This is a genomic window from Pseudomonas sp. GD04091, from assembly GCF_029836165.1.
GTDB lineage: Bacteria > Pseudomonadota > Gammaproteobacteria > Pseudomonadales > Pseudomonadaceae > Aquipseudomonas.
This window is the reverse complement of sequence record NZ_JAOEBG010000002.1, coordinates 355264-379087: the sequence shown is the minus strand read 5'-3', so window position 1 is coordinate 379087 and position 23824 is coordinate 355264. Positions and strand designations below refer to the sequence as shown.

The window sequence follows — 23824 nt, the reverse complement described above, 5'->3', positions numbered from 1 at the left end:
GTGCTGCGCTGCCGTTTTCAGTGCCTCACTTCTTGACGCTGGACGGATAGCCTGCGTCTTCGGTGGCCTTGGTCAGCTTCTGCACGCTGGTCTTGGCATCATCGAAGGTGACAACCGCTTCGCGTGTCTCGAAGGTCACGTTAACTTTGCTGACGCCTTCGACCTTGGAAATCGCCTTCTTGACGGTGATCGGACAAGCGGAGCAGGTCATGCCCGGTACGGACAGCGTGACGGTCTGGGTGGCGGCCCACACGGGGGCAACAACGGCAGCGATGGCGAGAGAGGCAAACAGTTTTTTCATGATGAACTCCTGTGATTAATAGAAAAATGGCATGACGTAGGGAAATCCGAGCGCGACCAGAACCAGCGCGGCCACGACCCAGAAAATGAGCTTGTAAGTAGCGCGCACTTGGGGAATCGCACACACATCCCCTGGTTTGCAGGCTTGCGCCGGTCGGTAGATGCGCCGCCAGGCGAAAAACAGCGCCACCAACGCCGCGCCGATGAAGATCGGGCGATAAGGTTCCAACACCGTCAAGTTGCCGATCCAAGCGCCGCTGAACCCCAGGGCGATCAGAACCAGCGGCCCCAGGCAGCAAGCCGAGGCGAGGATGGCGGCTAGCCCGCCAGTGAAGAGCGCCCCGCGCCCGTTTTGAGGTTCAGACATACGCTTGTCCTTTCAAATCTGGATTGGATAGCTTAAGCTTACTTCCGTACCAATGTACGGAGTCAAGCGATATGGAAAAAAATTTGGAGAATCTGACTATTGGCGTTTTCGCCAAGGCGGCCGGGGTCAACGTGGAAACAATCCGGTTCTATCAGCGCAAGGGCTTGTTGCCGGAGCCGGACAAGCCCTATGGCAGCATCCGCCGCTATGGCGAGGCGGATGTGACGCGGGTGCGCTTCGTGAAATCAGCCCAGCGGCTCGGATTCAGCCTCGACGAGATCGCAGAGCTGCTGAGGCTGGATGACGGCACCCACTGCGAGGAAGCCAGCAGCCTGGCCGAGCACAAGCTTCAGGACGTGCGCGAAAAAATGACCGACCTGGCGCGCATGGAAACCGTGCTATCCGAACTTGTGTTCGCCTGCCATGCGCGGCAAGGGAACGTTTCTTGCCCGCTGATTGCTTCGCTGCAAGGGGAGAAAGAGCCGCGTGGTGCCGACGCGGTGTAGCCGAGGGTAGTTACGCCTTAGCGTGCTTTATTTTCCGTTTTCTGAGACGACCCCCTCCTGGTCGGCCAGCTCACCGGGCCAGCTCGCCAGCTCGTCATCGGGGAGGGCCGCCAGGATTTGCGGCAGGCTCTGCGTTCGATACGGCGGCGGCGGCAGGTCGGCGGCCGGGCCGTCGCCATCGAGGAACGCGGGGCCTTCTTCCTGGCGTTCATCATCGACGGCCGCCAGGGCGTCGGCTTCGCTCAATGCGTCCTCGGCGAACGCACCACGTCGGCGGGCCTCGGTCTTTGTCACTTCCTCGCCACGCGCCAGCGCCCGGTAAAGGGTCGAACGATGCACGGCCAGCAGCTCGGCCGCTTCCTTCACCGTCCGGCCGTCACGGTCGATCAGCTCGCGGGCGTGCTCGATCTGCGCCGGGGTGAGGGTAGGGCGCGGGCCGAACTTCACGCCTCGGGCCTTGGCCGCTTCCCGGCCGTTCCTGGTGCGGTCGATGATTAGGGAACGCTCGAACTCGGCGATGCCGGCAAACACGGTCAGAACCATGCGGCCGGCCGGGGTGGTGGTGTCGGCCCACGGCTCGGCCAGGCTGCGCAAACCCGCGCCGACCGCCTGGATACGCTCGGCAATGTCCAGCAGGTCGCGGGTGCTGCGGGCCAGGCGGTCAAGCCTGGTCACAGTCACAACATCGCCAGGGCGCAAGTGATCGAGCACGCGGGCCAGCTCGGGCCTGTCGCGCCTGGTGCCGGTGATCTTCTCGGCAAAGATGCGCGTGCAGCCTGCGGCGTGCAGCTCGGCGCGTTGGTTGGTCAAGTCCTGGTCGTCGGTGCTGACGCGGGCATATCCCAGCAGCAGGCCAGCGGCGGCGCTCTTGTCTTTCATGGCGTAATGTCTCCGGTTCTAGTCGCAAGTATTCTATTTCATGCAACTAAAACACGCGACAAAAAACGCCAGGGAAAGGGCAGGGTGGTGTCGTTTTCAGAAGACGGCTGCACTGAACGTCAGAAGCCGACTGCACTATAGCAGCGGAGGGGTTGGATCCATCAGGCAACGACGGGCTGCTGCCGGCCATCAGCGGACGCAGGGAGGACTTTCCGCAACCGGCCGTTCGATGCGGCACCGATGGCCTTCGCGCAGGGGTAGTGAATCCGCCAGGATTGACTTGCGCTGCCCTACCTCTCACTAGTGAGGGGCGGCAGCGCATCAAGCGGTGAGCGCACTCCGGCACCGCCAACTTTCAGCACATGCGTGTAAATCATCGTCGTAGAGACGTCGGAATGGCCGAGCAGATCCTGCACGGTTCGAATGTCGTAACCGCTGCGGAGCAAGGCCGTCGCGAACGAGTGGCGGAGGGTGTGCGGTGTGGCGGGCTTCGTGATGCCTGCTTGTTCTACGGCACGTTTGAAGGCGCGCTGAAAGGTCTGGTCATACATGTGATGGCGACGCACGACACCGCTCCGTGGATCGGTCGAATGCGTGTGCTGCGCAAAAACCCAGAACCACGGCCAGGAATGCCCGGCGCGCGGATACTTCCGCTCAAGGGCGTCGGGAAGCGCAACGCCGCTGCGGCCCTCGGCCTGGTCCTTCAGCCACCATGCCCGTGCACGCGACAGCTGCTCGCGCAGGCTGGGTGCCAAGCTCTCGGGTAACATCAAGGCCCGATCCTTGGAGCCCTTGCCCTCCCGCACGATGATCGTGCCGTGATCGAAATCCAGATCCTTGACCCGCAGTTGCAAACCCTCACTGATCCGCATGCCCGTTCCATACAGAAGCTGGGCGAACAAACGATGCTCGCCTTCCAGAAAACCGAGGATGCGAACCACTTCATCCGGGGTCAGCACCACCGGCAAGCGCCGCGACGGCCGAGGTCTTCCGATCTCCTGAAGCCAGGGCAGATCCGTGCACAGCACCTTGCCGTAGAAGAACAGCAAGGCCGCCAATGCCTGACGATGCGTGGAGACCGAAACCTTGCGCTCGTTCGCCAGCCAGGACAGAAATGCCTCGACTTCGCTGCTGCCCAAGGTTGCCGGGTGACGCACACCGTGGAAACGGATGAAGGCACGAACCCAGTGGACATAAGCCTGTTCGGTTGGTAAGCTGTAATGCAAGTAGCGTATGCGCTCACGCAACTGGTCCAGAACCTTGACCGAACGCAGCGGTGGTAACGGCGCAGTGGCGGTTTTCATGGCTTGTTATGACTGTTTTTTTGTACAGTCTATGCCTCGGGCATCCAAGCAGCAAGCGCGTTACGCCGTGGGTCGATGTTTGATGTTATGGAGCAGCAACGATGTTACGCAGCAGGGCAGTCGCCCTAAAACAAAGTTAGGCACCAATGGATAGTTCGCCGCTCGTCAGGCCTGTTGAAACTACCGATTCGGCCAGTTGGCTAAGCATGCGCTGTGAGCTGTGGCCAGATGGCACATGTCAAGAGCACCAGTCAGAGATCGCAGAATTTCTGTCCGGAAAAGTCGCCCGGCCTGCTGCTGTCCTCATTGCTGTAGCACCCGACGGAGAAGCACTAGGGTTTGCCGAGCTTTCGATCCGCCCGTATGCGGAGGAGTGCTACTCCGGCAACGTTGCGTTCTTGGAGGGTTGGTACGTTGTGCCAAGTGCGCGGCGTCAGGGCGTAGGTGTAGCTCTGGTAAAAGCCGCCGAGCATTGGGCTCGTGGTCGCGGATGCACCGAATTCGCCTCCGACACTCAACTTACCAACAGCGCAAGCACCTCGGCGCACCTGGCGGCTGGATTCACGGAGGTTGCTCAAGTACGCTGCTTCCGGAAACCGTTGTGAGGGGCGCCGCGTTGGTGCCTAACAATTCGTTCAAGCCGAACTTGCTTCGTTACACCAAAGCCATGGCAGAATGAGCTTGCCATGGCTTTGGCTCCACTACGCAAGTCGGCTTAACTCAGGCGTTAGACGGGCGTACAAAGATAATTTCCATCTCAAGGGATCACCATGCGCTTCATTCACGCACTATTACTGGCAGGGATCGCTCACTCTGCATATGCGTCGGAAAAATTAACCTTCAAGACCGATCTTGAGAAGCTAGAGCGCGAAAAAGCAGCTCAGATCGGTGTTGCGATCGTCGATCCCCAAGGAGAGATCGTCGCGGGCCACCGAATGGCGCAGCGTTTTGCAATGTGCTCAACGTTCAAGTTTCCGCTAGCCGCGCTGGTCTTTGAAAGAATTGACTCAGGCACCGAGCGGGGGGATCGAAAACTTTCATATGGGCCGGACATGATCGTCAAATGGTCTCCTGCCACGGAGCGGTTTCTAGCATCGGGACACATGACGGTTCTCGAGGCAGCGCAAGCTGCGGTGCAGCTTAGCGACAATGGGGCTACTAACCTCTTACTGAGAGAAATTGGCGGACCTGCTGCAATGACGCAGTATTTTCGTAAAATTGGCGACTCTGTGAGTCGGCTAGACCGGAAAGAGCCGGAGATGAACGACAACACACCTGGCGACCTCAGAGATACAACTACGCCTATTGCTATGGCACGTACTGTGGCTAAAGTCCTCTATGGCGGCGCACTGACGTCCACCTCGACCCACACCATTGAGAGGTGGCTGATCGGAAACCAAACGGGAGACGCGACACTACGAGCGGGTTTTCCTAAAGATTGGGTTGTTGGAGAGAAAACTGGTACCTGCGCCAACGGGGGCCGGAACGACATTGGTTTTTTTAAAGCCCAGGAGAGAGATTACGCTGTAGCGGTGTATACAACGGCCCCGAAACTATCGGCCGTAGAACGTGACGAATTAGTTGCCTCTGTCGGTCAAGTTATTACACAACTCATCCTGAGCACGGACAAATAGTTGACGCCCGTCTAACAATTCGTTCAAGCCGACGTTGCTTCGTGGCGGCGCTTGCGTGCTACGCTAAGCTTCGCACGCCGCTTGCCACTGCGCACCGCGGCTTAACTCAGGCGTTAGGCCACTCATTCCGGGGCATGCCACCACCCTCCCCGCGCCAACATCGTTTAGGCTGCCTAACACACCACCACAACAGCATCACGGGAGAACAAATGCCTTGCACATCAAGCACTTGCACCACCCCGACTGCGCGGTTACAAACTTTTAGGCCAACATCCCTTGCGAAAGCAGGTTGGTCTATTTCCAGTTAGGCATCACAAAGTACAGCATCGTGACCAACAGCAACGATTCCGTCACACTGCGCCTCATGACTGAGCATGACCTTGCGATGCTCTATGAGTGGCTAAATCGATCTCATATCGTCGAGTGGTGGGGCGGAGAAGAAGCACGCCCGACACTTGCTGACGTACAGGAACAGTACTTGCCAAGCGTTTTAGCGCAAGAGTCCGTCACTCCATACATTGCAATGCTGAATGGAGAGCCGATTGGGTATGCCCAGTCGTACGTTGCTCTTGGAAGCGGGGACGGATGGTGGGAAGAAGAAACCGATCCAGGAGTACGCGGAATAGACCAGTCACTGGCGAATGCATCACAACTGGGCAAAGGCTTGGGAACCAAGCTGGTTCGAGCTCTGGTTGAGTTGCTGTTCAATGATCCCGAGGTCACCAAGATCCAAACGGACCCGTCGCCGAGCAACTTGCGAGCGATCCGATGCTACGAGAAAGCGGGGTTTGAGAGGCAAGGTACCGTAACCACCCCAGATGGTCCAGCCGTGTACATGGTTCAAACACGCCAGGCATTCGAGCGAACACGCAGTGATGCCTAACCCTTCCATCGAGGGGGACGTCCAAGGGCTGGCGCCCTTGGCCGCCCCTCATGTCAAACGTTGGGCGAACAAAAAGATTCTTCGCGGAATTGCTTGAGAATTGTTACGATTCAAATTCAGCCATGAGATAGTCAGCAAATGAGCACTTCCAAGAAAGCAGACAAGTAAGCCGCAGCAACCTTCATTTTTCGGTTGTTGCGGCGTTCTCATGAACCCTTTTGCTCTACGGGAGCGCCGCCAAATCCTTCGTTCAAGGAGATGGTTTCGTGCGCTCAAAGAACTGTAATTGGCGGTATTCCCTTGCCGTCACTGTGTTGTTGTTATCACCTTTCGATTTACTGGCATCACTCGGCATGGACATGTACTTGCCAGCGGTGCCTTTCATGCCACATGCTCTTGGTACGACAGCGGGCACAATTCAGCTTACGCTGACAACGTATTTGGTCATGATAGGGGCCGGTCAGCTTTTGTTTGGGCCACTGTCGGACCGGCTGGGACGTCGTCCCGTGCTACTGGCGGGCGGTGCCGCCTACGTTGCGGCCTCAATCGGCCTCGTCGTCACGTCATCGGCTGGAGTATTTCTGGGTTTTCGGATTCTCCAAGCTTGTGGTGCCTCGGCATGCCTTGTTGCCACATTTGCAACAGTGCGTGATATCTACGCAGGTCGCAAGGAAAGTAACGTCATCTACGGCTTGCTTGGCTCTATGCTTGCTATGGTTCCGGCGATAGGCCCATTGCTGGGAGCGGTCATAGACACCTGGTTCGGGTGGCGGGCGATCTTTGCGTTCTTGGGATTGGGAATGATCGCTGCATTGACAGCAGCGTGGCGGCTCTGGCCTGAGACCCGGGTGCAGCGACCAGCAGCTTTGCAATGGTCACAACTTCTGCTTCCCATCAAGCACCTTAACTTCTGGTTGTACACAGTGTGTTATGCCGCAGGAATGGGCAGCTTCTTCGTCTTCTTCTCCATAGCGCCCGGATTGATGATGGGTAGGCAAGGCATGTCCCAGTTTGGCTTCAGTCTGTTGTTCGCAACAGTGGCAATTGCGATGATGCTTGCGGCCCGCTTCATGGGGCGCGTAATCGCCAAGTGGGGCAGCCTGAGTGCCTTGCGAATGGGGATGGGCTGCCTGATAGCAGGCGCAGTCTTGCTTGTCATCACCGAGCTATGGATTCCGCAGTCCGTGTTGGGCTTTATTGCCCCAATGTGGCTAGTGGGCGTCGGCGTCGCGACAGCGGTATCCGTTGCACCCAATGGTGCGCTTCGAGGGTTCGACCATATTGCAGGAGCCGTTACGGCAGTCTACTTCTGCTTGGGGGGGCTGCTGCTGGGGAGTGTTGGAACGCTCATCATTTCGCTGTTGCCGCGCGACACGGCCTGGCCAGTTATCGCGTATTGTTTGGTTCTTGCAACAATCGTGCTTGGACTGTCGTGTGTTTCCCGAGCGAGAGACCTTCGCGGTCACGGGGAGTATGATGCGGTTGCACGCACATAGTGCGGAAAACACACCAAATCCCGATCACTGGGAATATGGCAAGTTGTCGCCCAACAAATCGCTGCAGCCGACCCAAAACCGCTACGCGGTTTCGGTCGGCTGAGCTCAAGCGTTGGGCGTCAAGGAAAACTTAATGGCAATCCGAATCTTCGCAATACTTTTCTCCACTTTTGTTTTTGGCACGTTCGCGCATGCACAAGAAGGCATGCGCGAACGTTCTGACTGGCGGAAGTTTTTCAGCGAATTTCAAGCCAAAGGCACGATAGTTGTGGCAGACGAACGCCAAACAGATCGTGTCATATTGGTTTTTGATCAGGTGCGGTCAGAGAAACGCTACTCGCCGGCCTCGACATTCAAGATTCCACATACACTTTTTGCACTTGACGCAGGCGCTGCACGTGATGAGTTTCAAGTTTTCCGATGGGACGGCATCAAAAGAAGCTTTGCAGCTCACAACCAAGACCAAGACTTGCGATCAGCAATGCGGAATTCTACTGTCTGGATTTATGAGCTATTTGCAAAAGAGATCGGTGAAGACAAGGCTCGACGCTATTTGAAGCAAATCGACTATGGCAACGCCGATCCTTCGACAAGTAATGGCGATTACTGGATAGATGGCAATCTTGCTATCGCGGCACAAGAACAGATTGCATTTCTCAGGAAGCTCTATCATAACGAGTTGCCCTTTCGGGTAGAACATCAGCGCTTGGTCAAGGACCTCATGATTGTGGAAGCCGGTCGCAACTGGATACTGCGCGCAAAGACGGGCTGGGAAGGCCGCATGGGTTGGTGGGTAGGATGGGTTGAGTGGCCGACTGGCCCCGTATTCTTCGCACTGAATATTGATACGCCAAACAGGATGGATGACCTTTTCAAAAGGGAGGCAATAGTGCGGGCAATCCTTCGCTCTATCGAAGCGTTGCCGCCCAACCCGGCAGTCAACTCGGACGCAGCGCGATAAAGCCGCGCAGCGCCGGTTACTTCTACGTTAGATGCACTAAGCACATAATTGCTCACAGCCAAACTATCAGGTCAAGTCTGCTTTTATTATTTTTAAGCGTGCATAATAAGCCCTACACAAATTGGGAGATATATCATGAAAGGCTGGCTTTTTCTTGTTATCGCAATAGTTGGCGAAGTAATCGCAACATCCGCATTAAAATCTAGCGAGGGCTTTACTAAGCTTGCCCCTTCCGCCGTTGTCATAATCGGTTATGGCATCGCATTTTATTTTCTTTCTCTGGTTCTGAAATCCATCCCTGTCGGTGTTGCTTATGCAGTCTGGTCGGGACTCGGCGTCGTCATAATTACAGCCATTGCCTGGTTGCTTCATGGGCAAAAGCTTGATGCGTGGGGCTTTGTAGGTATGGGGCTCATAATTGCTGCCTTTTTGCTCGCCCGATCCCCATCGTGGAAGTCGCTGCGGAGGCCGACGCCATGGTGACGGTGTTCGGCATTCTGAATCTCACCGAGGACTCCTTCTTCGATGAGAGCCGGCGGCTAGACCCCGCCGGCGCTGTCACCGCGGCGATCGAAATGCTGCGAGTCGGATCAGACGTCGTGGATGTCGGACCGGCCGCCAGCCATCCGGACGCGAGGCCTGTATCGCCGGCCGATGAGATCAGACGTATTGCGCCGCTCTTAGACGCCCTGTCCGATCAGATGCACCGTGTTTCAATCGACAGCTTCCAACCGGAAACCCAGCGCTATGCGCTCAAGCGCGGCGTGGGCTACCTGAACGATATCCAAGGATTTCCTGACCCTGCGCTCTATCCCGATATTGCTGAGGCGGACTGCAGGCTGGTGGTTATGCACTCAGCGCAGCGGGATGGCATCGCCACCCGCACCGGTCACCTTCGACCCGAAGACGCGCTCGACGAGATTGTGCGGTTCTTCGAGGCGCGGGTTTCCGCCTTGCGACGGAGCGGGGTCGCTGCCGACCGGCTCATCCTCGATCCGGGGATGGGATTTTTCTTGAGCCCCGCACCGGAAACATCGCTGCACGTGCTGTCGAACCTTCAAAAGCTGAAGTCGGCGTTGGGGCTTCCGCTATTGGTCTCGGTGTCGCGGAAATCCTTCTTGGGCGCCACCGTTGGCCTTCCTGTAAAGGATCTGGGTCCAGCGAGCCTTGCGGCGGAACTTCACGCGATCGGCAATGGCGCTGACTACGTCCGCACCCACGCGCCTGGAGATCTGCGAAGCGCAATCACCTTCTCGGAAACCCTCGCGAAATTTCGCAGTCGCGACGCCAGAGACCGAGGGTTAGATCATGCCTAGCATTCACCTTCCGGCCGCCCGCTAGCGGACCCTGGTCAGGTTCCGCGAAGGTGGGCGCAGACATGCTGGGCTCGTCAGGATCAAACTGCACTATGAGGCGGCGGTTCATACCGCGCCAGGGGAGCGAATGGACAGCGAGGAGCCTCCGAACGTTCGGGTCGCCTGCTCGGGTGATATCGACGAGGTTGTGCGGCTGATGCACGACGCTGCGGCGTGGATGTCCGCCAAGGGAACGCCCGCCTGGGACGTCGCGCGGATCGACCGGACATTCGCGGAGACCTTCGTCCTGAGATCCGAGCTCCTAGTCGCGAGTTGCAGCGACGGCATCGTCGGCTGTTGCACCTTGTCGGCCGAGGATCCCGAGTTCTGGCCCGACGCCCTCAAGGGGGAGGCCGCATATCTGCACAAGCTCGCGGTGCGACGGACACATGCGGGCCGGGGTGTCAGCTCCGCGCTGATCGAGGCTTGCCGCCATGCCGCGCGAACGCAGGGGTGCGCCAAGCTGCGGCTCGACTGCCACCCGAACCTGCGTGGCCTATACGAGCGGCTCGGATTCACCCACGTCGACACTTTCAATCCCGGCTGGGATCCAACCTTCATCGCAGAACGCCTAGAACTCGAAATCTAACGTCCGTTCGGGCATCGAGGTCCATGTCGGGGTGGGACGGGCCCGTGGCTTCAAGATCACTTGCAGTCCGACCGCGATGTCTTGGTTGCGCGAGAGGTTGTCGATATCCTCCACTTCCATCATCAACCCTGGATAATGCCGCCGCCGTCATCGCCGCCGACGCCCGTGCCGGGCTTTTCGGGCCTGTCAGGCTTGCTCGGCCTTCAGCCTGCCTGGGCGAGATCTCCGGCGGACGGATTAACGGCGGAGCTTCGCCGCCTTTCGTGCGTGTGAAGGCCGAAGATAGTTCTCTCAAAAACATCCGTTTATGAGAGATACCAAATGTCATTTTCAGAAGACGACTGCACCAGTTGATTGGGCGTAATGGCTGTTGTGCAGCCAGCTCCTGACAGTTCAATATCAGAAGTGATCTGCACCAATCTCGACTATGCTCAATACTCGTGTGGGCTCTGTTGCAAAAATCGTGAAGCTTGAGCATGCTTGGCGGAGATTGGACGGACGGAACGATGACGGATTTCAAGTGGCGCCATTTCCAGGGTGATGTGATCCTGTGGGCGGTGCGCTGGTATTGTCGCTATCCGATCAGCTATCGCGACCTTGAGGAAATGCTGGCGGAACGCGGCATTTCGGTCGACCATACGACGATCTATCGCTGGGTCCAGTGCTACGCCCCGGAGATGGAGAAGCGGCTGCGCTGGTTCTGGCGGCGTGGCTTTGATCCGAGCTGGCGCCTGGATGAAACCTACGTCAAGGTGCGGGGCAAGTGGACCTACCTGTACCGGGCAGTCGACAAGCGGGGCGACACGATCGATTTCTACCTGTCGCCGACCCGCAGCGCCAAGGCAGCGAAGCGGTTCCTGGGCAAGGCCCTGCGAGGCCTGAAGCACTGGGAAAAGCCTGCCACGCTCAATACCGACAAAGCGCCGAGCTATGGTGCAGCGATCACCGAATTGAAGCGCGAAGGAAAGCTGGACCGGGAGACGGCCCACCGGCAGGTGAAGTATCTCAATAACGTGATCGAGGCCGATCACGGAAAGCTCAAGATACTGATCAAGCCGGTGCGCGGTTTCAAATCGATCCCCACGGCCTATGCCACGATCAAGGGATTCGAAGTCATGCGAGCCCTGCGCAAAGGACAGGCTCGCCCCTGGTGCCTGCAGCCCGGCATCAGGGGCGAGGTGCGCCTTGTGGAGAGAGCTTTTGGCATTGGGCCCTCGGCGCTGACGGAGGCCATGGGCATGCTCAACCACCATTTCGCAGCAGCCGCCTGATCGGCGCAGAGCGACAGCCTACCTCTGACTGCCGCCAATCTTTGCAACAGAGCCCTACCGGCTTCCTCGGCGGCATGGCAGGTTGCGCCATGATTGGCCAGTCGGTCATCAACGTAAAATCCGGCGGTCGTGGCCGACTCTCCACGCTGGCCGCTGGCGTGTTTCTGCTGCTGATGGTGGTGTTTATCGGTGACTGGGTGGCCCGCATTCCGATGGCCGCACTGGTCGCGGTGATGATCATGGTGTCTATCGGCACCTTCAACTGGGCCTCGATCCGCAATCTGCGCGAGCACCCAAAAAGTTCCAGCATGGTGATGCTGGCCACCGTGGTAGTGACGGTTGGCACCCACGACTTGGCCAAGGGCGTGCTAATCGGAGTGCTGCTGTCGGGCTTCTTCTTCGCCCACAAGGTGGGCCAGATTCTGCGCGTCACCTCTCGCACCGAGGACGAAGGCCGCGTGCGCACCTACACCATTACCGGCCAAGTGTTCTTTGCCTCGGCGGATCGCTTCATCAATACCTTCGACTACAAGGAAGTCATCGAGAAAGTGCGCATTGACGTAAGTCGCGCCCACTTCTGGGACATCACCGCTGTTAGCGCCTTAGACAAGGTGGTCATCAAGTTCCGCCGTGAAGCCACCGAGGTCGAAGTCATCGGCTTGAACGAGGCCAGCGCCACAATGGTGGACAAGTTCGCCGTGCATGACAAAGACGGTGCCGAAGACATGCTGATGGGCCACTGAGAGGAAACAGGATCATGAAGAACGAAAACAAAGTGCTGGCCTGCGTGGATCAATCCCACTTCGCCGATTACGTGGCCGACTACGCCGCATGGGCCGCTCGCCGAATGGACGCGCCGCTGGAGTTTCTGCACGTCATCGACCGCCACCCCGAGCAGGGATCGGGCGAAGATCACAGCGGTGCCATCGGCATTGACGCCCAGGAAAATCTGCTGACCAAGCTCACCGCCGAAGACGAGGCCCGCACCAAGAATGCTCGCGAGCAAGGCCGCATCTTCCTGAACCGACTGCGCGAACGGGCCACCGCTGCCGGTGCCGCGCTGGTCGATGTTCGCCAGCGGCACGGCGAACTTGAAGCAACGCTGGCCGAACAGGAAGACGGCGTGCGCCTGCTGATACTCGGACGCCGTGGCGAAGCCGCAGAAGCCACACAGCGCGACTTGGGCCGCAATGTGGAGCGGGTGGTACGTTCGCTGCACAAACCGATCCTGACCGTGACCGAAGGCTTCAAAGAGCCGCAGCGCGTGATGATCGCCTTCGACGGCGGTGTCGTGACCCGGCGTGGCGTCGAAATGGTCGCTGGCAGCCCGCTGTTCCGAGGTTTGCCTATCATCCTGCTGATGTCGGGGAAGAAAAGCCAGGATGCACCCAAGCAGCTTGATTGGGCCAAGACCACCTTGGAATCGGCTGGCTTCGACGTCACCGCCTCACTGATCCCCGGCGATGCGGAAAGCATCATCGCCAAGACGGTCAAGGAGCAGTCCATCGACATGCTCATCATGGGCGCATTCGGTCACTCGCCGCTGCGCACTTTGATGTTCGGCAGCAAGACCGCTGACCTGCTGCGTTCCTCGACCATCCCCACGCTTCTACTGCGATAGCGAAGGAGTCGCCTCAATGGACATGGAACAGTTCCGCGCTCGACTGCTGATCGAGCAAAGGGAAACCGTTGAGGCAATCCAGCAGGCTCAACAGTCCGCCGCGCCGGTCGAGCTGGATCAATCCTGTGTCGGTAGGGTGTCGCGTATCGACGCCCTCCAACAACAGGCTCTTGCCCAAGGATTGCGGGAGCGGCTGACCATTCGCAAGCGCAAGGTCGAAGCTGCGCTGGCCCGCCTCGACTCTGGCACCTATGGGCTGTGCTGCGCCTGTCACAGTGATTTGGAGCCGGAACTGTTGAACGCCGATCCTGCTGTTGTGTTCTGCCAGGAATGCGCGACAGCGCGTCAATGACAAAGCCGTATTGATGCCCAACGGCGGAGCCGTTTTGCCTTAACGTGCTTTATTTTCCGTTTTCTGAGGCGACCCCTTCTTGCTCTTTCAATTTTCGGAGTGGGCAACGCATTCGCCCACGCCGTGACCGAGGGCGACAAGGGGTACATCCAAGAGATTTCAGGGGTGAACCTCTTGCCTTTTCTCTATCTCGGTGCCAAGCACATGATGACGGGATACGACCATATCCTGTTCCTCTTTGGCGTCATTTTCTTCCTCTACCGACTCAAGCACATCGGTCTTTATGTAAGCCTGTTCGCGCTGGGGCACTCGACCACAATGATCCTGGGTGTTTACTTCAACATCGGGATCAACAGCTATCTCATTGACGCAATCATTGGGCTTTCAGTGGTTTACAAGGCGCTCGACAACATCGGGGCATACCAGCGCTGGTTCGGTTTTCAGCCTAATACCAAGGCAGCTACGCTGATCTTCGGGCTATTCCATGGATTTGGCCTTGCCTCAAAGATTCAGGAATACGAGGTCTCGCCGGACGGCTTAGTGCCCAATTTGCTGGCCTTCAATGTGGGCGTGGAAATTGGCCAACTGCTGGCGTTGGCTGTCATCTTGATCGCCATGAGCTACTGGCGCCGCGGCGCCAGCTTTCTCCGCCATGCCTATAGCGCCAACGTGATCATGATGAGCCTGGGCTTCATGCTCGTCGGCTACCAGCTCACCGGCTTCTTCGTTTCCTGAATCCAAGAGAGAGAATCTACTCATGTACAACACTGCTGTTCCTTCCCCGGCAGAATTGCCATCCTCCAAGCAACTTTTCCGCTCCACCATCATTGCCGCCGTCTCCGCTGCGGTGATATTGATAACGGTGGTTTTGCCCGCTGAGTACGGCATTGATCCGACCGGCGTTGGCCGCGTCCTGCGTTTGACCGAGATGGGAGAGATCAAGAACCAGTTAGCCGCCGAGGCCGCTAGTGACGCGGAAGCCGATGCCAAGAAGGCTATGGCCGGAGCGCCCAGCGTGGCTGAAATGGGGCAACAATCCCGACCCGCGAACGTCCCGGAGGAAAGCTCCACAAAGGCTGCATCCGCCAGCTCTCCGGCTCCTGCAGCAGCGGAGCCTCAGCCGCGCTGGCGTGACGAGACGCGCTTCACGCTGGCACCCGGCCAAGGGATTGAAATCAAACTGCGCATGAAGGAAGGCGCCGAGGCCAATTTCGCCTGGGCCGTCGAGGGGGCTGGTGCGGTGAACTTCGATACGCATGGCGACGGCGGGGGACGTTCAATCAGCTACGAAAAAGGAAGGGGTGTTCCTTCCGACAAGGGAACGCTTGTGGCTGCTTTCACCGGCAATCACGGCTGGTTCTGGCGCAATCGCGGCAATGCTGAGGTGGCCCTGGTGCTGCGAACCGATGGAGACTACATCGACATTCAGCGTCCTTGATGGCCTAGGACATGCATCCATTGCGCATGCGAGGAAGGTGGGTATCGCGGCTAGTCCGTGGAGGCGTTGCCCCGTGTAGGAGACTCGCTGACAAGGCTCAGAAATGGGTTGTTCGGCGGTAGCTCCTGAAACAGCGTGCCAGGGTCAGCGAGCAGGTAGCCATGGAGCCGTTTGGACTTGCGAGGCCCCTTGACCTCGCAAGTCCAGATGTTCAATCCATTGGCCTGCTTGCGGTGGATCTGCATCTTCTCGAAGCGCTTTTGAATCCACTGCCAGTTTGCCAGGCCATCCAGCTTGGCCTGAAACGCAACTTGTGGATGCTCTTGTGCATAGCGCTGGAAAACGCCGGGACTCACTAAATAAGTCGTGTCGGACACGGTATGCACGAGGGCCTTGGCGTCATTGATGATGAGCTTGCGGGTCTGGACGGCCTGTTTCAGCCAGGCCATGAAATGCTCGCCTGAAGGCCGCCTGGCGCATGGGGCGGAATCGTGCGCGGCTGGCTCCGAAGGGCCTGGGGCCGATGCGGGGGGATCGAGCGGCGCCGCTGCGTCGTCGGGTTCCTCTGGCTGGGCATCGACGGACTGCTCCGGCCCAGGCGATGCCCCGAACATCGAAAGCATGCTTTCCAGCGGGTCGGGCTGATTGTCCGGGCTGGGAGGCATGGCGCGGGTTCCTTTCGACGTAGCTGGAGCGGGGCTGGCCGCAGATTCCCTCTCCTCTGCCGACGCTGTGCCCGGCAGTGGCGCAGCGCCAGGCGCGGACGTGTGCGCTCCATCCTCGGCCTCGCCGGTATTTTCCACGGTCACGGTTCCGGCAAATGGGCTGGGTCGTTCCGAGGGCTCCCAGATCAGCGCCGGGGCCAAGCGCAGGAGCGTGAAGGCATGGGACCAGCCGCTTTCGCTGGTGACGGTTGCGCGCCAGATGGCCTTGCCGGAGGGGGTGGGCTGCAACATGGCATGGTCCTGCAGCACGTTGAAGACGGCGGTGTTGTTCGCAGGGATGCCGTCGATGCCCTGGGACAGGAGGTGCGCGCGCAGCTTGTCGGAGACCGTCTTGCTCACCAGCCATAGCGCGTCATTGGTGAGCCAGCCATCGGAGGCCTCGGGCTGGTTCAGCTTCAGCTCTTCCTTGAGCAGGTAGCGCAGTCCATCGAGCAGCTTGCGCTGGAGCGCATGCTTGGGCGCGGCCATGGCGCGCGCGGGATCGCCGCCCAGCTCCTGGGCCACCGAAGCCCGATCGGCCTGCACGACCAGCTCGCCCAGCATGCCGGCATGCTCGTACTGCCCGGCCAGGACGTAGAGCAGCGACGCCCACAGGGACGGATAGCCGCTGAGCCAGTCCAGGACGTCTCGGTCGAGCAGTTGGCGGTAGAGCAAGCCTGTTGCGGCGCTGTGCAGGCGGTATTCGCGGTCGTCACGGTAGCGAAATCGGTACGCCTGGTGCAGCGGGCCATGCCACGGATGCCAAGTACTGCCGTCGGCCAGTTCGACGTGTAGATCGACGGCGATCTTGCCAATATCGTGGAGCAGCGCAGCATAGGCAACGGCGGCGGTCCAGGCTTCGGACTGCGCCGCCTGGTCTTCGGGACTGGCACCGATGGGCAGCAGATGGGACTGCCGCAGTTTCAGGCTGTAGGCGACGATCTCCAGGCCGTGGTCGAGCATGCCGCCCGGGTAGGCATGGTGATGCGCCTCGGAGGCCGGGAAGGCCTGGACCAGTTCGGCATAGCGCTCCAGGGGCGTGCGATACAGGGTGGCGAATTGCCTACGCGAGAGCGAGGTACGCTGCCAGATGTGCTCCAGCAGCTTCTGCCGGCGTGGGGTGGCCAGCAGCGATGCGGCCGACTCAGGACGCAGCAGCCCTTTCGGGAGGGCGGTGACGGGTGGTGGCGTCGGTGCGACAGCGACCGCGGGCCGTTTTCGCTGGAACAGGGAGAGCATGTAGATGTCCTGGTGACGGGCCGATCGGGAGGCCTTTTGGCCTTTTCGGGTAGGGCCTTTCCCCTTGCACCCCATTCCCTTGCCATTTCGACCCTTTGGCCTTTAACCGTTTCGGTATAGCGGGGCGCGGGGCGGGACTCCAGCGTCAATGTGGAACCCGCTGGAATGGATTGGACGGCGACCTGGCCCCCGGCCCCGGCCTATGCTCCTGGGACGCTGGTTCCGCCAGGTAGGCGCTCATCAAGGCGACTAAGTTGACAAACGCGACAAAGGCGACTAGAGTGGGTCCTATCGCAAACCTACCTGGGAGATGACCATGCCCACCGCCATTGAATTCATTGCCGACCGTCTGCCGCGTGTCACGGTGGAGGATGTGCGCCGCTTTGCGGATACCGTCGAAATCCGGGATGCCCCAGCTTTCGCGGCCGAGTTGCAGGCGTTCATCCACGAGCGCGTGGAGGCGGTGAAACTGCCCGCCAACCTCGAAGGCGAAACGGTGGAGCAGGCCCTGACACGCAAGACGGCCGCGCTGCGCGCCGAGACGCGCTGGGCACCGAATGAAACCGATGTTCAGCGAGGCCGCGCCGTGTTGCTGGAGACCTTCAACCAACCGCACAACCTGCCGCCGGCCGAGTTCGCCAAGCTGGCGGACAAGTCGCGCCAGCAGATCTACAAGGACATCCTCGCCCGCCGGCTGCTGGCGCTGAACGTGGGGCCGCGCGGTCAGAAGCTGCCCGACTGGCAGCTCGACCCGGTGAAGCAGCAGTTGACCCAGACCGTGCTTCAGGAGGTCGAAGGCATCGATCACTGGACGATCTACCGCGCGCTGTCCGAACCACTCGAAGGCCTGGGCGGTCGCTCGCCGGTGGATGCGGTGACGCATGGCACGATCGATGACGTGGCCGAGGCCGTGTTCAACGTGCTGGGCGTTCAGGTGCATTGAAGCGAGACCGCCATGAACCGCGAGCTGCCTTCTTTCCTGATCGATGCCGGCGAGCTGCTCCAGCACGTGAGCCGCGTCGTCTATCGGGGCAGCACGCTGTACTATGGCCGTAGCAGCACCAATCGCTACGACGACCCGGCGCGGGCCTACGGCGTGCTCTACCTGGGGCACGACCTGCCCACGGCACTGATGGAGTCGGTGTTTCACAAGCACCAGTGGCTTGCGGACACGAAGCGCTCGATCGCGATGAAGGAAGTCCAGAGCCGGATGGTGCGTGCCGTAGGCGTGATGGCCGACGTGCTTCTGGCCGATCTCACCGCACCGGGCGTCATGGCGGGCTACTTCGGCCTGAACCTGGAGCAGTTGGCCAGCCGCGACTACACGCACACGCAGCAGGTGTCGGCTCAGGTGCATGCGATGCTCGGAGACGACGGCAAGCCGGTGTTCGACGGGGTGCTCTATCCGTCGCGCAACAACTACCCCGCCAAGAGCATCGCCTTGTTCGAGCGTGCGGGAGCAAAGGTCAGCGTCATGGAGGACATCGACCTGGTTGACCATGTGGACTGGCCGCGTTTCGTTGCCACCTACCGCATCGGCGTGGAGCCCGACCCCGGCCCGGTGGAACCGAATGATGAGGCGTCCTGAAGCAGCAAGAGAACATATTGAAGCCCCGAACCGAATGAATTGGAGCAAACTGGAATAGGCATTCCTCTGTAGCAGGAGACGACCATGAACACCACGACTCGCATCAGTACCGCAGAACGCCTCGGCCGCGCCCTTGGCCGCGGGTGGCGCGCCTACGCGCGCGGCGAACGGCGGGTGACGAACTGGTTGGTGTCCAAGCGTGTGCCGTTGGCTGGCGCTGCCGCGCTGCTGTGGGCCGGCAAACTGGCTATCCTGGGGCTGCTGCTCTACGTTGCTTTCTGGCTGGCCTTGCTGCTGGTCGCGCTGGTGTTTGTGGCCCGGGGGTACGATACCGTCGAATGGGAGCCACCCGAACCAGAGTGGCGGCACGGGCACGCTGGTTTTGGCCTCTATACCCACGATGAGTATCGGATAGATCCACATGATCCATCTGATGAGACCTAGCGAAGGAGCAAGGCACTACTTCTTCTTGCTGGGTGTCGATGCCCACTTCATAGCGCCGCCAAACGCCATGTCGGCGGCTTTGCCGCCGGCCGCTTTGGCGCCTGCCGTACCAGCAGCAAGCCCTTGCAACATGCCTCCCACGGCGTAGCCCGCCCATCCCAAGGCGGTTACCCAGAACAAGGGCAGTACGATGAACATCGTCGCCATGACGAAATTCAACAGCATGTCTCCAAAGGCATTGTTGAGGCCCATGACCGGATCGAAATTCGTATGCGGCCGGTTCCATCCCCAGCCCCATCCGTAGAGCGCGTCGAGAACGGTGCTGTCGATCCAGCGCGCGAGTTGAAACCAGAAATCCACGAAGAACAGCGCAAACTGCACCACGCTGACCGTCACGAGTGTTTTCAGGTTGTAGGTGCTGACCATGAGCACCACCGGAATGCAAATGACCAGCGCCATCTTCAAGAGCGCCAGCACCATCGGAAGAGCCTGGCGCATTGCATCCATGGCGGGGAAGTAGCCCAGCGAGCCCACCGCCAGTCCTACGTCGGCTGCCGCCCGGGTGATGATGTTCGGGTCGGTCATTTCGATCTGGCCACCGTAATCGGTATAGACGCTGCCCTGGTTCAATTTCTGTTGCCGCGGTGATGCGATGGCGCGGATCACCGAGTCGTCCACCTCGGCCCGGCTCAGGAACCCGGCCCAGCCCGCCAGCCGATTCAACAGGCTCGGGTCCACCTGACCCAGCAGGCGTGCCCGCAGGCCGTTGCTCCCATCGCTCCACCACTGGCGGCAGGTCGGGTAGCCGCCACCGCTGGCCACCTGCGCGAGCCCTGCGTCACGGGTGCTGTCGTAGGGCCAGTCCTCGCGCGGCGTGCTGGAGCGATAGGTGTCGTAGTAGCCGCTCGTGTCCGTGAAAAACCTGGACCCGATCCAAGTCACGTCGTGCATCTGCTGCTCATCGAGCTGAGGCCGCTGCATGAACAATTTGGCTCGCGCAGCGCCATAGCAATCCCGCGAGAAATCCGCCACTTCCTGGGCCAACACTGGATCGTCAATGCGGGTCGCGTCGATCTCCATGCGCATTTGCCGAAGGTCCGTACCGCACGGGATCGCCGCCACCGACGCACCCGTGACGGCGCGCGAGAGCGCGTGCATGAAGGCCCACCAGACCGGCACTTTCGCCGACTGGTTGTTGATGGTGCTGAAAGACTGCGACCAGCCGGTATCCGTGGGCTGCGGCACGCTGACCTGGCACTGCGCCGAGCGCGAGCTGTCGTACTGGATGGTGTTGAGGTCCACGTCGATGAATGGAATACCGGCGAACATCACCACCACGATTGCGACGAATACCCGGTTCTCGATGCGCGCAGCCGAGAGCACGCCCTTGTTGCCTTCGTCGGCGCCTTCCGCACGGGCCTTCAGCCACTCTTGCACGATGATGGCGACGAAAGGCAGCGCGAATACACCGCTCGACACCAGCACTGCCCAGATGCCGTTATGGACGATCCACGACACGAGGGTCAGGTAGTACTCCAGGTAATCCGTGGTGAAAAGCGTCATGTCACGAATCCCCCCTCAGCCTTGCATCAGCAGGCTGGCTTCCAGCGCCACGATGGCGACTGCGCCGGCGATCTCGCTGCGCACCAGGCGGCGCCGCGCTTGCGCGTCGTCCTCACGCGCCAGCAGCCGGCGGCGCATCCAGACCCAGCCGTAGGCCGTCGCGCCGTACAGGCACAGCCGCCACACCAGGAAGTAGCCTGCAGCGGCCGCCAACCACCGCTCCCAGCCGGCCACGCTGCCGACGAGATAGATTCCGGCGACGTTGGCACCCACGGCGGCAGCAAGGAGCACAACCACCCACAGCAGCGCCTTCGCCGCGCGCCGGCTGAACAGCCAGCGCGGACGCAGCCGAGTCGCGCTCATGGCCGACTCCCCGGATTGCCCTTCTGCAACTGGTCGAGACGGTCGGGCACCGGATCACCTTCGTAGATGCCGCGCGATCCGGCTGCGCGCGTGCCGTGGCGCTGGATGATGGCCATGGGGGAGTTGTTCGCCAGCTCGCGCCGCAGCTCCAGTTCGGTCTTGAGGTTGCGGATCTCCTGGTCGAGCGTGTTGCTCTCGTGGTTCACGGCCTCGACCGCCAACTGGTTCGCCGCGACGTTGGGTTCCTTCTTTCCGGTCAGCAGGGTCCGCTGGAGCAGCAGTGCCTTCTCCAGCACCGATGACAGCGCAACCTCCGACGCCAGGCGCCTTGCCAGCAGGTCTTGGTCCGGTTCGTCGCGCAACGCCTCGATGACGCCACGCGTGATGGGCAGCGACGTGCTGCCGGCCTCGCGCAGGTTCTCGAACGTCGTGTTGCGCGTTCCCGAGACCAACTCCTGCAGGGCTTCCAGCTTCGCCTCGTATTCCTCCTGGATCAGCGGCGTCAGCCCGACGCCGGGCACGGTCTCGGTCTTGGTGCAGGAATCGCAGGTGCGCTGCTCTTGCTCCCCGAGCACCCGCGTAGCCCATTCGACCGCTTGCTGCGGCGAGGTCCAGGTCTGGCAGGACAGGCTCGCGCAACTGGCGGGCGTGATGGACGACGTGTCCGTCACGCCGCGGCCGTTGACCAGGTTGTAGCCCGCGCGGGTGACGTCGCCGACCACCCGGATCGCGGGCTGGCCAGCGCCGCCGGCATTGCTGCCGCCCACCCAAGGCACGCCGTCGTTGCCGCGGCGCGTCTCGGCCTGCTCGATGGCTGACACGGCATCCGTGCTCGACACAGCATCGCGCAACGCCATGCCTTCGGCCATCTGGCTCCAGCCCAACTGTCCACCCGCCATGTCGGCCATCTTCTCGGCCATTGCACGACACGTCAGCTTGGAGCGGTCGAAATCCATCCGCGCTTGCAGCACGCCGTTGGTGAGCAGGTTGTAGAGGCCGGGATCGGCACGCTGGATGATCAGCGCAGGCAGGGATGCCACGGCACTCGTCGCGCTCTGGATCACGTTGCTCATGATCTGTTGGAAGCCGTTCGTGATGCCGTTGAGCTGATTGCGCAACGTGGTCTGGATGCTCATGTCGCCGCATATCAGGTTGCTGTTCCAGCCCACACCAACCCCGATGGAGCGCATGCCGGCCGCACGGCCCATGGACACCGCGCTGCCGCCGCCGATCGAATACATGACCTCATCGCCGATAACGGGGCCGCTGGTCTGGAAGCCGGTCTGTGCCCATGCCAGGCCGCAGCCCAACGCGAGCGCGCCGGCCAGCACGGTCGAGCGCAGCGAACGGCATACCTTCGGGGAGAGGTTCATCAGTTCAGGACGCTTCATCGCCGTACCCTCAATAGAAATCGACGCTGCCGAGGAACACCTGGCCGCGGCGTTCGCAGCACGCATAGGGCCGCCACAGCGCCCAGGCGTAGTCACCCTGTTGGGCCTGGGTCAGGAAGCCGCTGCGCGGGAAGACCGTGCAGGACGAGGACAGAACGGGAGTGAGTTCTTGCCACTTGCCGGTCGAGGCATCTCCCTCCATCAGCGCGCCGGCGGGCCAGTAGCCGGGCCGCGAGTTCGCCAGCAGGGGCTGATAGACGTGGATCTGCCCGCGGCGCGTGACGACATCGCCAGCGCGCTGGGCGACTACTGCGCCGGCCTTGTGGTCGTCGGTCTGGTGCAGGAAGCCGCCGCGGGGGTACACGTTGCCCCAGAGGTTCATCGTGGTGCGTGCGCCGACCTCTCGCATGCCCGGAATAAGCGCTTCCGGGTAGGCCATCTCGGGCACGTTATAGCGCCAGGCCAGTGTGTCCAGAGTGCTCAGCAAGTACGGCATGAACGCCGTACCCGCACCCTCGCAGAAGTAGCCCGACGACGAGACGAACTGGTTGAACACTTCGGCGCCGGGATGGCCGATGACGTCGGCGTTCTTGAACTTGGCGAGATTGTTTTCGTGATCCTCGTTGGTGGTGCCGTCCCCGCCGGCCTGGGCCGAAGGATTGGGCGTACTCATGGCGCGCACTTCAACCCAGGGGTTCTCCCCGGTGTTCGAGTACGACGACACCACCGCATCGGGGATGTAGTGGCGCACCTTGATGGACGTGCGCACCGTGCAGCCTGTCCAGGTGCAGTAAAGCCAGTAGCAGATTCCAACGACGCGGTATTCGAGGCAGTCTGGCGATGCCACCGAGCCGACGATGGTCGCGGTGTTGAGGGCATAGCTGCCCGTTGCGCTGAGCAGCAGCACGGAGGCCACGCCAGCACGCAGGCGGCGCATCAGGTCGAATGGTCGGGTCACGGCTGGGTCCTCCGACGCTGCTCGATGCGCGCGACGGCGCGGGCCACGTCTGGCTCGCCATAGACCACGTAGCGCTTATCCACCACGACGGCCGGAATGCTCGTGACGCCTAGGCTCCATGCGTCGGTGACGCCCTGGTATGCGGAAGCGATGCGGCGTTGGATGTCGGCACCGCCCTGGTTCAGCCGGCGCTTGACGATGGCCGTCGCCTGCTCGGGGTCGGCAGGCAGTTCCGCAGAAAGCTCCGCTTCAATCCGGTGGGCTTCGTCCAGTTCGATCAGCCGCTCGCCGCCCATCGTCTTGACGGGGTGGCGGCTGTCGGTGACAACCAGTACGTCGGCGGCGAAGGTGGACGGGCTGAAAACGGCCAGGGCAGCCGGCAACGCAACGGCCAAGCCGAGTGTTCTCCAGCCTGGCGCGAACTTGGAAAAGGATGCTGGCATGTCGCGTGTCCCGGAAGTAGATCAGGGCCATAGTCAAACGCGAATCCGATGCGATCCCAACAAACAATGCGCATCGCGGACTGCCCGCATACCTGCTTGTCTCAAGCCAACGAAAAAGGCGGAAGCCGAAGCCCCCGCCGTGATTGAAGAAGTGGTGGCGGTGTGGCCTCAAGGG

Annotated in this window: 26 protein-coding genes and 2 pseudogenes; 18 read left to right on the top strand and 10 right to left on the bottom strand. The window is 60.7% G+C overall.

What is annotated here, in order from left to right; genetic code table 11:
- Positions 1–25: 25 nt before the first annotated feature.
- Positions 26–301 carry a mercury resistance system periplasmic binding protein MerP gene (gene merP / locus N7422_RS04810; protein WP_000732290.1) on the bottom strand — a complete coding sequence of 92 codons (276 nt, stop codon included), beginning with the start codon at positions 299–301 and terminating at the stop codon, positions 26–28.
- Positions 302–316: 15 nt separating this feature from the next.
- Complete coding sequence (locus N7422_RS04805) at positions 317–667, bottom strand: mercuric transport protein MerT (RefSeq protein ID WP_001294666.1); 351 nt, start codon at positions 665–667, stop codon at positions 317–319.
- Between the two features lie 71 nt (positions 668–738).
- Here N7422_RS04805 and N7422_RS04800 point away from each other — a divergent pair, with 71 nt between their 5' ends.
- Positions 739–1173, top strand: a complete 435-nt coding sequence (locus N7422_RS04800; protein ID WP_000414383.1) for a mercury resistance transcriptional regulator MerR — start codon at positions 739–741, stop codon at positions 1171–1173.
- Between the two features lie 27 nt (positions 1174–1200).
- Here the strand turns inward: N7422_RS04800 and N7422_RS04795 are convergent, their stop codons facing one another.
- The gene (locus tag N7422_RS04795; protein WP_010792468.1) at positions 1201–2052 is read right to left on the bottom strand and encodes a recombinase family protein; all 852 of its coding nucleotides are present in this window, start codon (positions 2050–2052) and stop codon (positions 1201–1203) included.
- 290 nt (positions 2053–2342) lie between these two features.
- Positions 2343–3356 (bottom strand): class 1 integron integrase IntI1, encoded by a 1014-nt coding sequence (gene intI1 / locus N7422_RS04790; protein ID WP_000845039.1) that lies wholly within the window; start codon positions 3354–3356, stop codon positions 2343–2345.
- A gap of 146 nt (positions 3357–3502) precedes the next feature.
- Between intI1 and aac(6')-Il the strand changes: the two genes are divergently transcribed.
- The 14 genes and pseudogenes from aac(6')-Il to N7422_RS04715 all read left to right on the top strand — a co-directional run bounded on the left by aac(6')-Il (position 3503) and on the right by N7422_RS04715 (position 14956).
- Entirely contained in the window at positions 3503–3961 is a 459-nt protein-coding gene (aac(6')-Il, locus tag N7422_RS04785) for an aminoglycoside N-acetyltransferase AAC(6')-Il (protein WP_013263788.1), read from the top strand.
- 165 nt (positions 3962–4126) lie between these two features.
- Positions 4127–4990 carry an extended-spectrum class A beta-lactamase GES-13 gene (locus N7422_RS04780; RefSeq protein ID WP_063860501.1) on the top strand — a complete coding sequence of 288 codons (864 nt, stop codon included), beginning with the start codon at positions 4127–4129 and terminating at the stop codon, positions 4988–4990.
- Between the two features lie 328 nt (positions 4991–5318).
- Positions 5319–5873, top strand: a complete 555-nt coding sequence (locus N7422_RS04775) for an aminoglycoside N-acetyltransferase AAC(6')-Ib4 (RefSeq protein WP_003159191.1) — start codon at positions 5319–5321, stop codon at positions 5871–5873.
- A gap of 266 nt (positions 5874–6139) precedes the next feature.
- Positions 6140–7394 (top strand): annotated as a pseudogene (gene cml, locus N7422_RS04770) (CmlA/FloR family chloramphenicol efflux MFS transporter); the annotation flags it as partial.
- 108 nt (positions 7395–7502) lie between these two features.
- Positions 7503–8330: an OXA-2 family oxacillin-hydrolyzing class D beta-lactamase OXA-21 gene (locus N7422_RS04765; RefSeq protein ID WP_014386432.1), complete on the top strand. Its 828-nt coding sequence runs from the start codon at positions 7503–7505 to the stop codon at positions 8328–8330.
- A 135-nt stretch (positions 8331–8465) separates the two neighbouring features.
- On the top strand, positions 8466–8813 hold the full coding sequence (locus N7422_RS04760) for a quaternary ammonium compound efflux SMR transporter QacE delta 1 (protein WP_000679427.1): 348 nt from the start codon (positions 8466–8468) through the stop codon (positions 8811–8813).
- Positions 8807–9646 carry a sulfonamide-resistant dihydropteroate synthase Sul1 gene (gene sul1 / locus N7422_RS04755; RefSeq protein WP_000259031.1) on the top strand — a complete coding sequence of 280 codons (840 nt, stop codon included), beginning with the start codon at positions 8807–8809 and terminating at the stop codon, positions 9644–9646. Before N7422_RS04760 ends, sul1 begins: the two co-directional genes overlap by 7 nt.
- 127 nt (positions 9647–9773) lie before the next feature.
- On the top strand, positions 9774–10274 hold the full coding sequence (locus tag N7422_RS04750; RefSeq protein WP_000376623.1) for a GNAT family N-acetyltransferase: 501 nt from the start codon (positions 9774–9776) through the stop codon (positions 10272–10274).
- Positions 10275–10780: 506 nt separating this feature from the next.
- Entirely contained in the window at positions 10781–11545 is a 765-nt protein-coding gene (locus tag N7422_RS04740; protein WP_001389365.1) for an IS6-like element IS6100 family transposase, read from the top strand.
- A 56-nt stretch (positions 11546–11601) separates the two neighbouring features.
- Positions 11602–12288: pseudogene (locus tag N7422_RS04735) on the top strand (STAS domain-containing protein); the annotation flags it as partial.
- A 14-nt stretch (positions 12289–12302) separates the two neighbouring features.
- The gene (locus N7422_RS04730) at positions 12303–13166 is read left to right on the top strand and encodes a universal stress protein (protein WP_011518937.1); all 864 of its coding nucleotides are present in this window, start codon (positions 12303–12305) and stop codon (positions 13164–13166) included.
- A 16-nt stretch (positions 13167–13182) separates the two neighbouring features.
- Positions 13183–13518: a molecular chaperone DnaK gene (locus N7422_RS04725; protein WP_011518936.1), complete on the top strand. Its 336-nt coding sequence runs from the start codon at positions 13183–13185 to the stop codon at positions 13516–13518.
- 63 nt (positions 13519–13581) lie between these two features.
- On the top strand, positions 13582–14253 hold the full coding sequence (locus N7422_RS04720) for a HupE/UreJ family protein (RefSeq protein WP_155684841.1): 672 nt from the start codon (positions 13582–13584) through the stop codon (positions 14251–14253).
- A 22-nt stretch (positions 14254–14275) separates the two neighbouring features.
- Complete coding sequence (locus N7422_RS04715) at positions 14276–14956, top strand: hypothetical protein (protein ID WP_023912702.1); 681 nt, start codon at positions 14276–14278, stop codon at positions 14954–14956.
- 50 nt (positions 14957–15006) lie between these two features.
- Here the strand turns inward: N7422_RS04715 and mobH are convergent, their stop codons facing one another.
- Positions 15007–16899 carry a MobH family relaxase gene (gene mobH, locus N7422_RS04710; protein ID WP_279805444.1) on the bottom strand — a complete coding sequence of 631 codons (1893 nt, stop codon included), beginning with the start codon at positions 16897–16899 and terminating at the stop codon, positions 15007–15009.
- A 316-nt stretch (positions 16900–17215) separates the two neighbouring features.
- Between mobH and N7422_RS04705 the strand changes: the two genes are divergently transcribed.
- The 3 genes from N7422_RS04705 (at position 17216) to N7422_RS04695 (ending at position 18931) form a co-directional block, all read left to right on the top strand.
- On the top strand, positions 17216–17842 hold the full coding sequence (locus N7422_RS04705) for a hypothetical protein (RefSeq protein WP_031276174.1): 627 nt from the start codon (positions 17216–17218) through the stop codon (positions 17840–17842).
- Positions 17843–17854: 12 nt separating this feature from the next.
- Positions 17855–18487: an RES family NAD+ phosphorylase gene (locus N7422_RS04700; RefSeq protein ID WP_023912699.1), complete on the top strand. Its 633-nt coding sequence runs from the start codon at positions 17855–17857 to the stop codon at positions 18485–18487.
- Positions 18488–18571: 84 nt separating this feature from the next.
- The gene (locus N7422_RS04695) at positions 18572–18931 is read left to right on the top strand and encodes a DUF3742 family protein (protein ID WP_023912697.1); all 360 of its coding nucleotides are present in this window, start codon (positions 18572–18574) and stop codon (positions 18929–18931) included.
- Between the two features lie 15 nt (positions 18932–18946).
- Here N7422_RS04695 and N7422_RS04690 read toward each other — a convergent pair whose 3' ends face one another.
- From N7422_RS04690 to N7422_RS04670, 5 genes are read right to left on the bottom strand one after another with little or no spacing between them, the layout of a single operon-like run.
- A complete protein-coding gene (locus N7422_RS04690) occupies positions 18947–20494 on the bottom strand; it encodes a conjugal transfer protein TraG N-terminal domain-containing protein (RefSeq protein WP_023912695.1) in 1548 nt (515 codons plus the stop codon).
- A 15-nt stretch (positions 20495–20509) separates the two neighbouring features.
- Complete coding sequence (locus tag N7422_RS04685; protein ID WP_023912693.1) at positions 20510–20857, bottom strand: hypothetical protein; 348 nt, start codon at positions 20855–20857, stop codon at positions 20510–20512.
- Complete coding sequence (locus N7422_RS04680) at positions 20854–22248, bottom strand: integrating conjugative element protein (protein ID WP_023912691.1); 1395 nt, start codon at positions 22246–22248, stop codon at positions 20854–20856. Before N7422_RS04680 ends, N7422_RS04685 begins: the two co-directional genes overlap by 4 nt.
- A 10-nt stretch (positions 22249–22258) precedes the next feature.
- Positions 22259–23206, bottom strand: a complete 948-nt coding sequence (locus N7422_RS04675) for a TIGR03756 family integrating conjugative element protein (protein WP_023912689.1) — start codon at positions 23204–23206, stop codon at positions 22259–22261.
- On the bottom strand, positions 23203–23649 hold the full coding sequence (locus N7422_RS04670; protein WP_023912687.1) for a TIGR03757 family integrating conjugative element protein: 447 nt from the start codon (positions 23647–23649) through the stop codon (positions 23203–23205). The genes N7422_RS04675 and N7422_RS04670 overlap by 4 nt, the downstream gene beginning before the upstream one ends.
- Positions 23650–23824: the final 175 nt, after the last annotated feature.

Excerpts from the sequence above, each read along its gene's own strand:
- merP (WP_000732290.1), bottom strand. The coding sequence starts at position 301 with ATGAAAAAACTGTTTGCCTCTCTCGCCATCGCTGCCGTTGTTGCCCCC.
- N7422_RS04805 (WP_001294666.1), bottom strand. The coding sequence starts at position 667 with ATGTCTGAACCTCAAAACGGGCGCGGGGCGCTCTTCACTGGCGGGCTA.
- N7422_RS04800 (WP_000414383.1), top strand. The coding sequence starts at position 739 with ATGGAAAAAAATTTGGAGAATCTGACTATTGGCGTTTTCGCCAAGGCG.
- N7422_RS04795 (WP_010792468.1), bottom strand. The coding sequence starts at position 2,052 with ATGAAAGACAAGAGCGCCGCCGCTGGCCTGCTGCTGGGATATGCCCGC.
- intI1 (WP_000845039.1), bottom strand. The coding sequence starts at position 3,356 with ATGAAAACCGCCACTGCGCCGTTACCACCGCTGCGTTCGGTCAAGGTT.
- N7422_RS04780 (WP_063860501.1), top strand. The coding sequence starts at position 4,127 with ATGCGCTTCATTCACGCACTATTACTGGCAGGGATCGCTCACTCTGCA.
- N7422_RS04765 (WP_014386432.1), top strand. The coding sequence starts at position 7,503 with ATGGCAATCCGAATCTTCGCAATACTTTTCTCCACTTTTGTTTTTGGC.
- N7422_RS04760 (WP_000679427.1), top strand. The coding sequence starts at position 8,466 with ATGAAAGGCTGGCTTTTTCTTGTTATCGCAATAGTTGGCGAAGTAATC.
- sul1 (WP_000259031.1), top strand. The coding sequence starts at position 8,807 with ATGGTGACGGTGTTCGGCATTCTGAATCTCACCGAGGACTCCTTCTTC.
- N7422_RS04750 (WP_000376623.1), top strand. The coding sequence starts at position 9,774 with ATGGACAGCGAGGAGCCTCCGAACGTTCGGGTCGCCTGCTCGGGTGAT.
- N7422_RS04740 (WP_001389365.1), top strand. The coding sequence starts at position 10,781 with ATGACGGATTTCAAGTGGCGCCATTTCCAGGGTGATGTGATCCTGTGG.
- N7422_RS04730 (WP_011518937.1), top strand. The coding sequence starts at position 12,303 with ATGAAGAACGAAAACAAAGTGCTGGCCTGCGTGGATCAATCCCACTTC.
- N7422_RS04725 (WP_011518936.1), top strand. The coding sequence starts at position 13,183 with ATGGACATGGAACAGTTCCGCGCTCGACTGCTGATCGAGCAAAGGGAA.
- N7422_RS04715 (WP_023912702.1), top strand. The coding sequence starts at position 14,276 with ATGTACAACACTGCTGTTCCTTCCCCGGCAGAATTGCCATCCTCCAAG.
- mobH (WP_279805444.1), bottom strand. The coding sequence starts at position 16,899 with ATGCTCTCCCTGTTCCAGCGAAAACGGCCCGCGGTCGCTGTCGCACCG.
- N7422_RS04705 (WP_031276174.1), top strand. The coding sequence starts at position 17,216 with ATGCCCACCGCCATTGAATTCATTGCCGACCGTCTGCCGCGTGTCACG.
- N7422_RS04700 (WP_023912699.1), top strand. The coding sequence starts at position 17,855 with ATGAACCGCGAGCTGCCTTCTTTCCTGATCGATGCCGGCGAGCTGCTC.
- N7422_RS04695 (WP_023912697.1), top strand. The coding sequence starts at position 18,572 with ATGAACACCACGACTCGCATCAGTACCGCAGAACGCCTCGGCCGCGCC.
- N7422_RS04690 (WP_023912695.1), bottom strand. The coding sequence starts at position 20,494 with ATGACGCTTTTCACCACGGATTACCTGGAGTACTACCTGACCCTCGTG.
- N7422_RS04685 (WP_023912693.1), bottom strand. The coding sequence starts at position 20,857 with ATGAGCGCGACTCGGCTGCGTCCGCGCTGGCTGTTCAGCCGGCGCGCG.
- N7422_RS04680 (WP_023912691.1), bottom strand. The coding sequence starts at position 22,248 with ATGAAGCGTCCTGAACTGATGAACCTCTCCCCGAAGGTATGCCGTTCG.
- N7422_RS04670 (WP_023912687.1), bottom strand. The coding sequence starts at position 23,649 with ATGCCAGCATCCTTTTCCAAGTTCGCGCCAGGCTGGAGAACACTCGGC.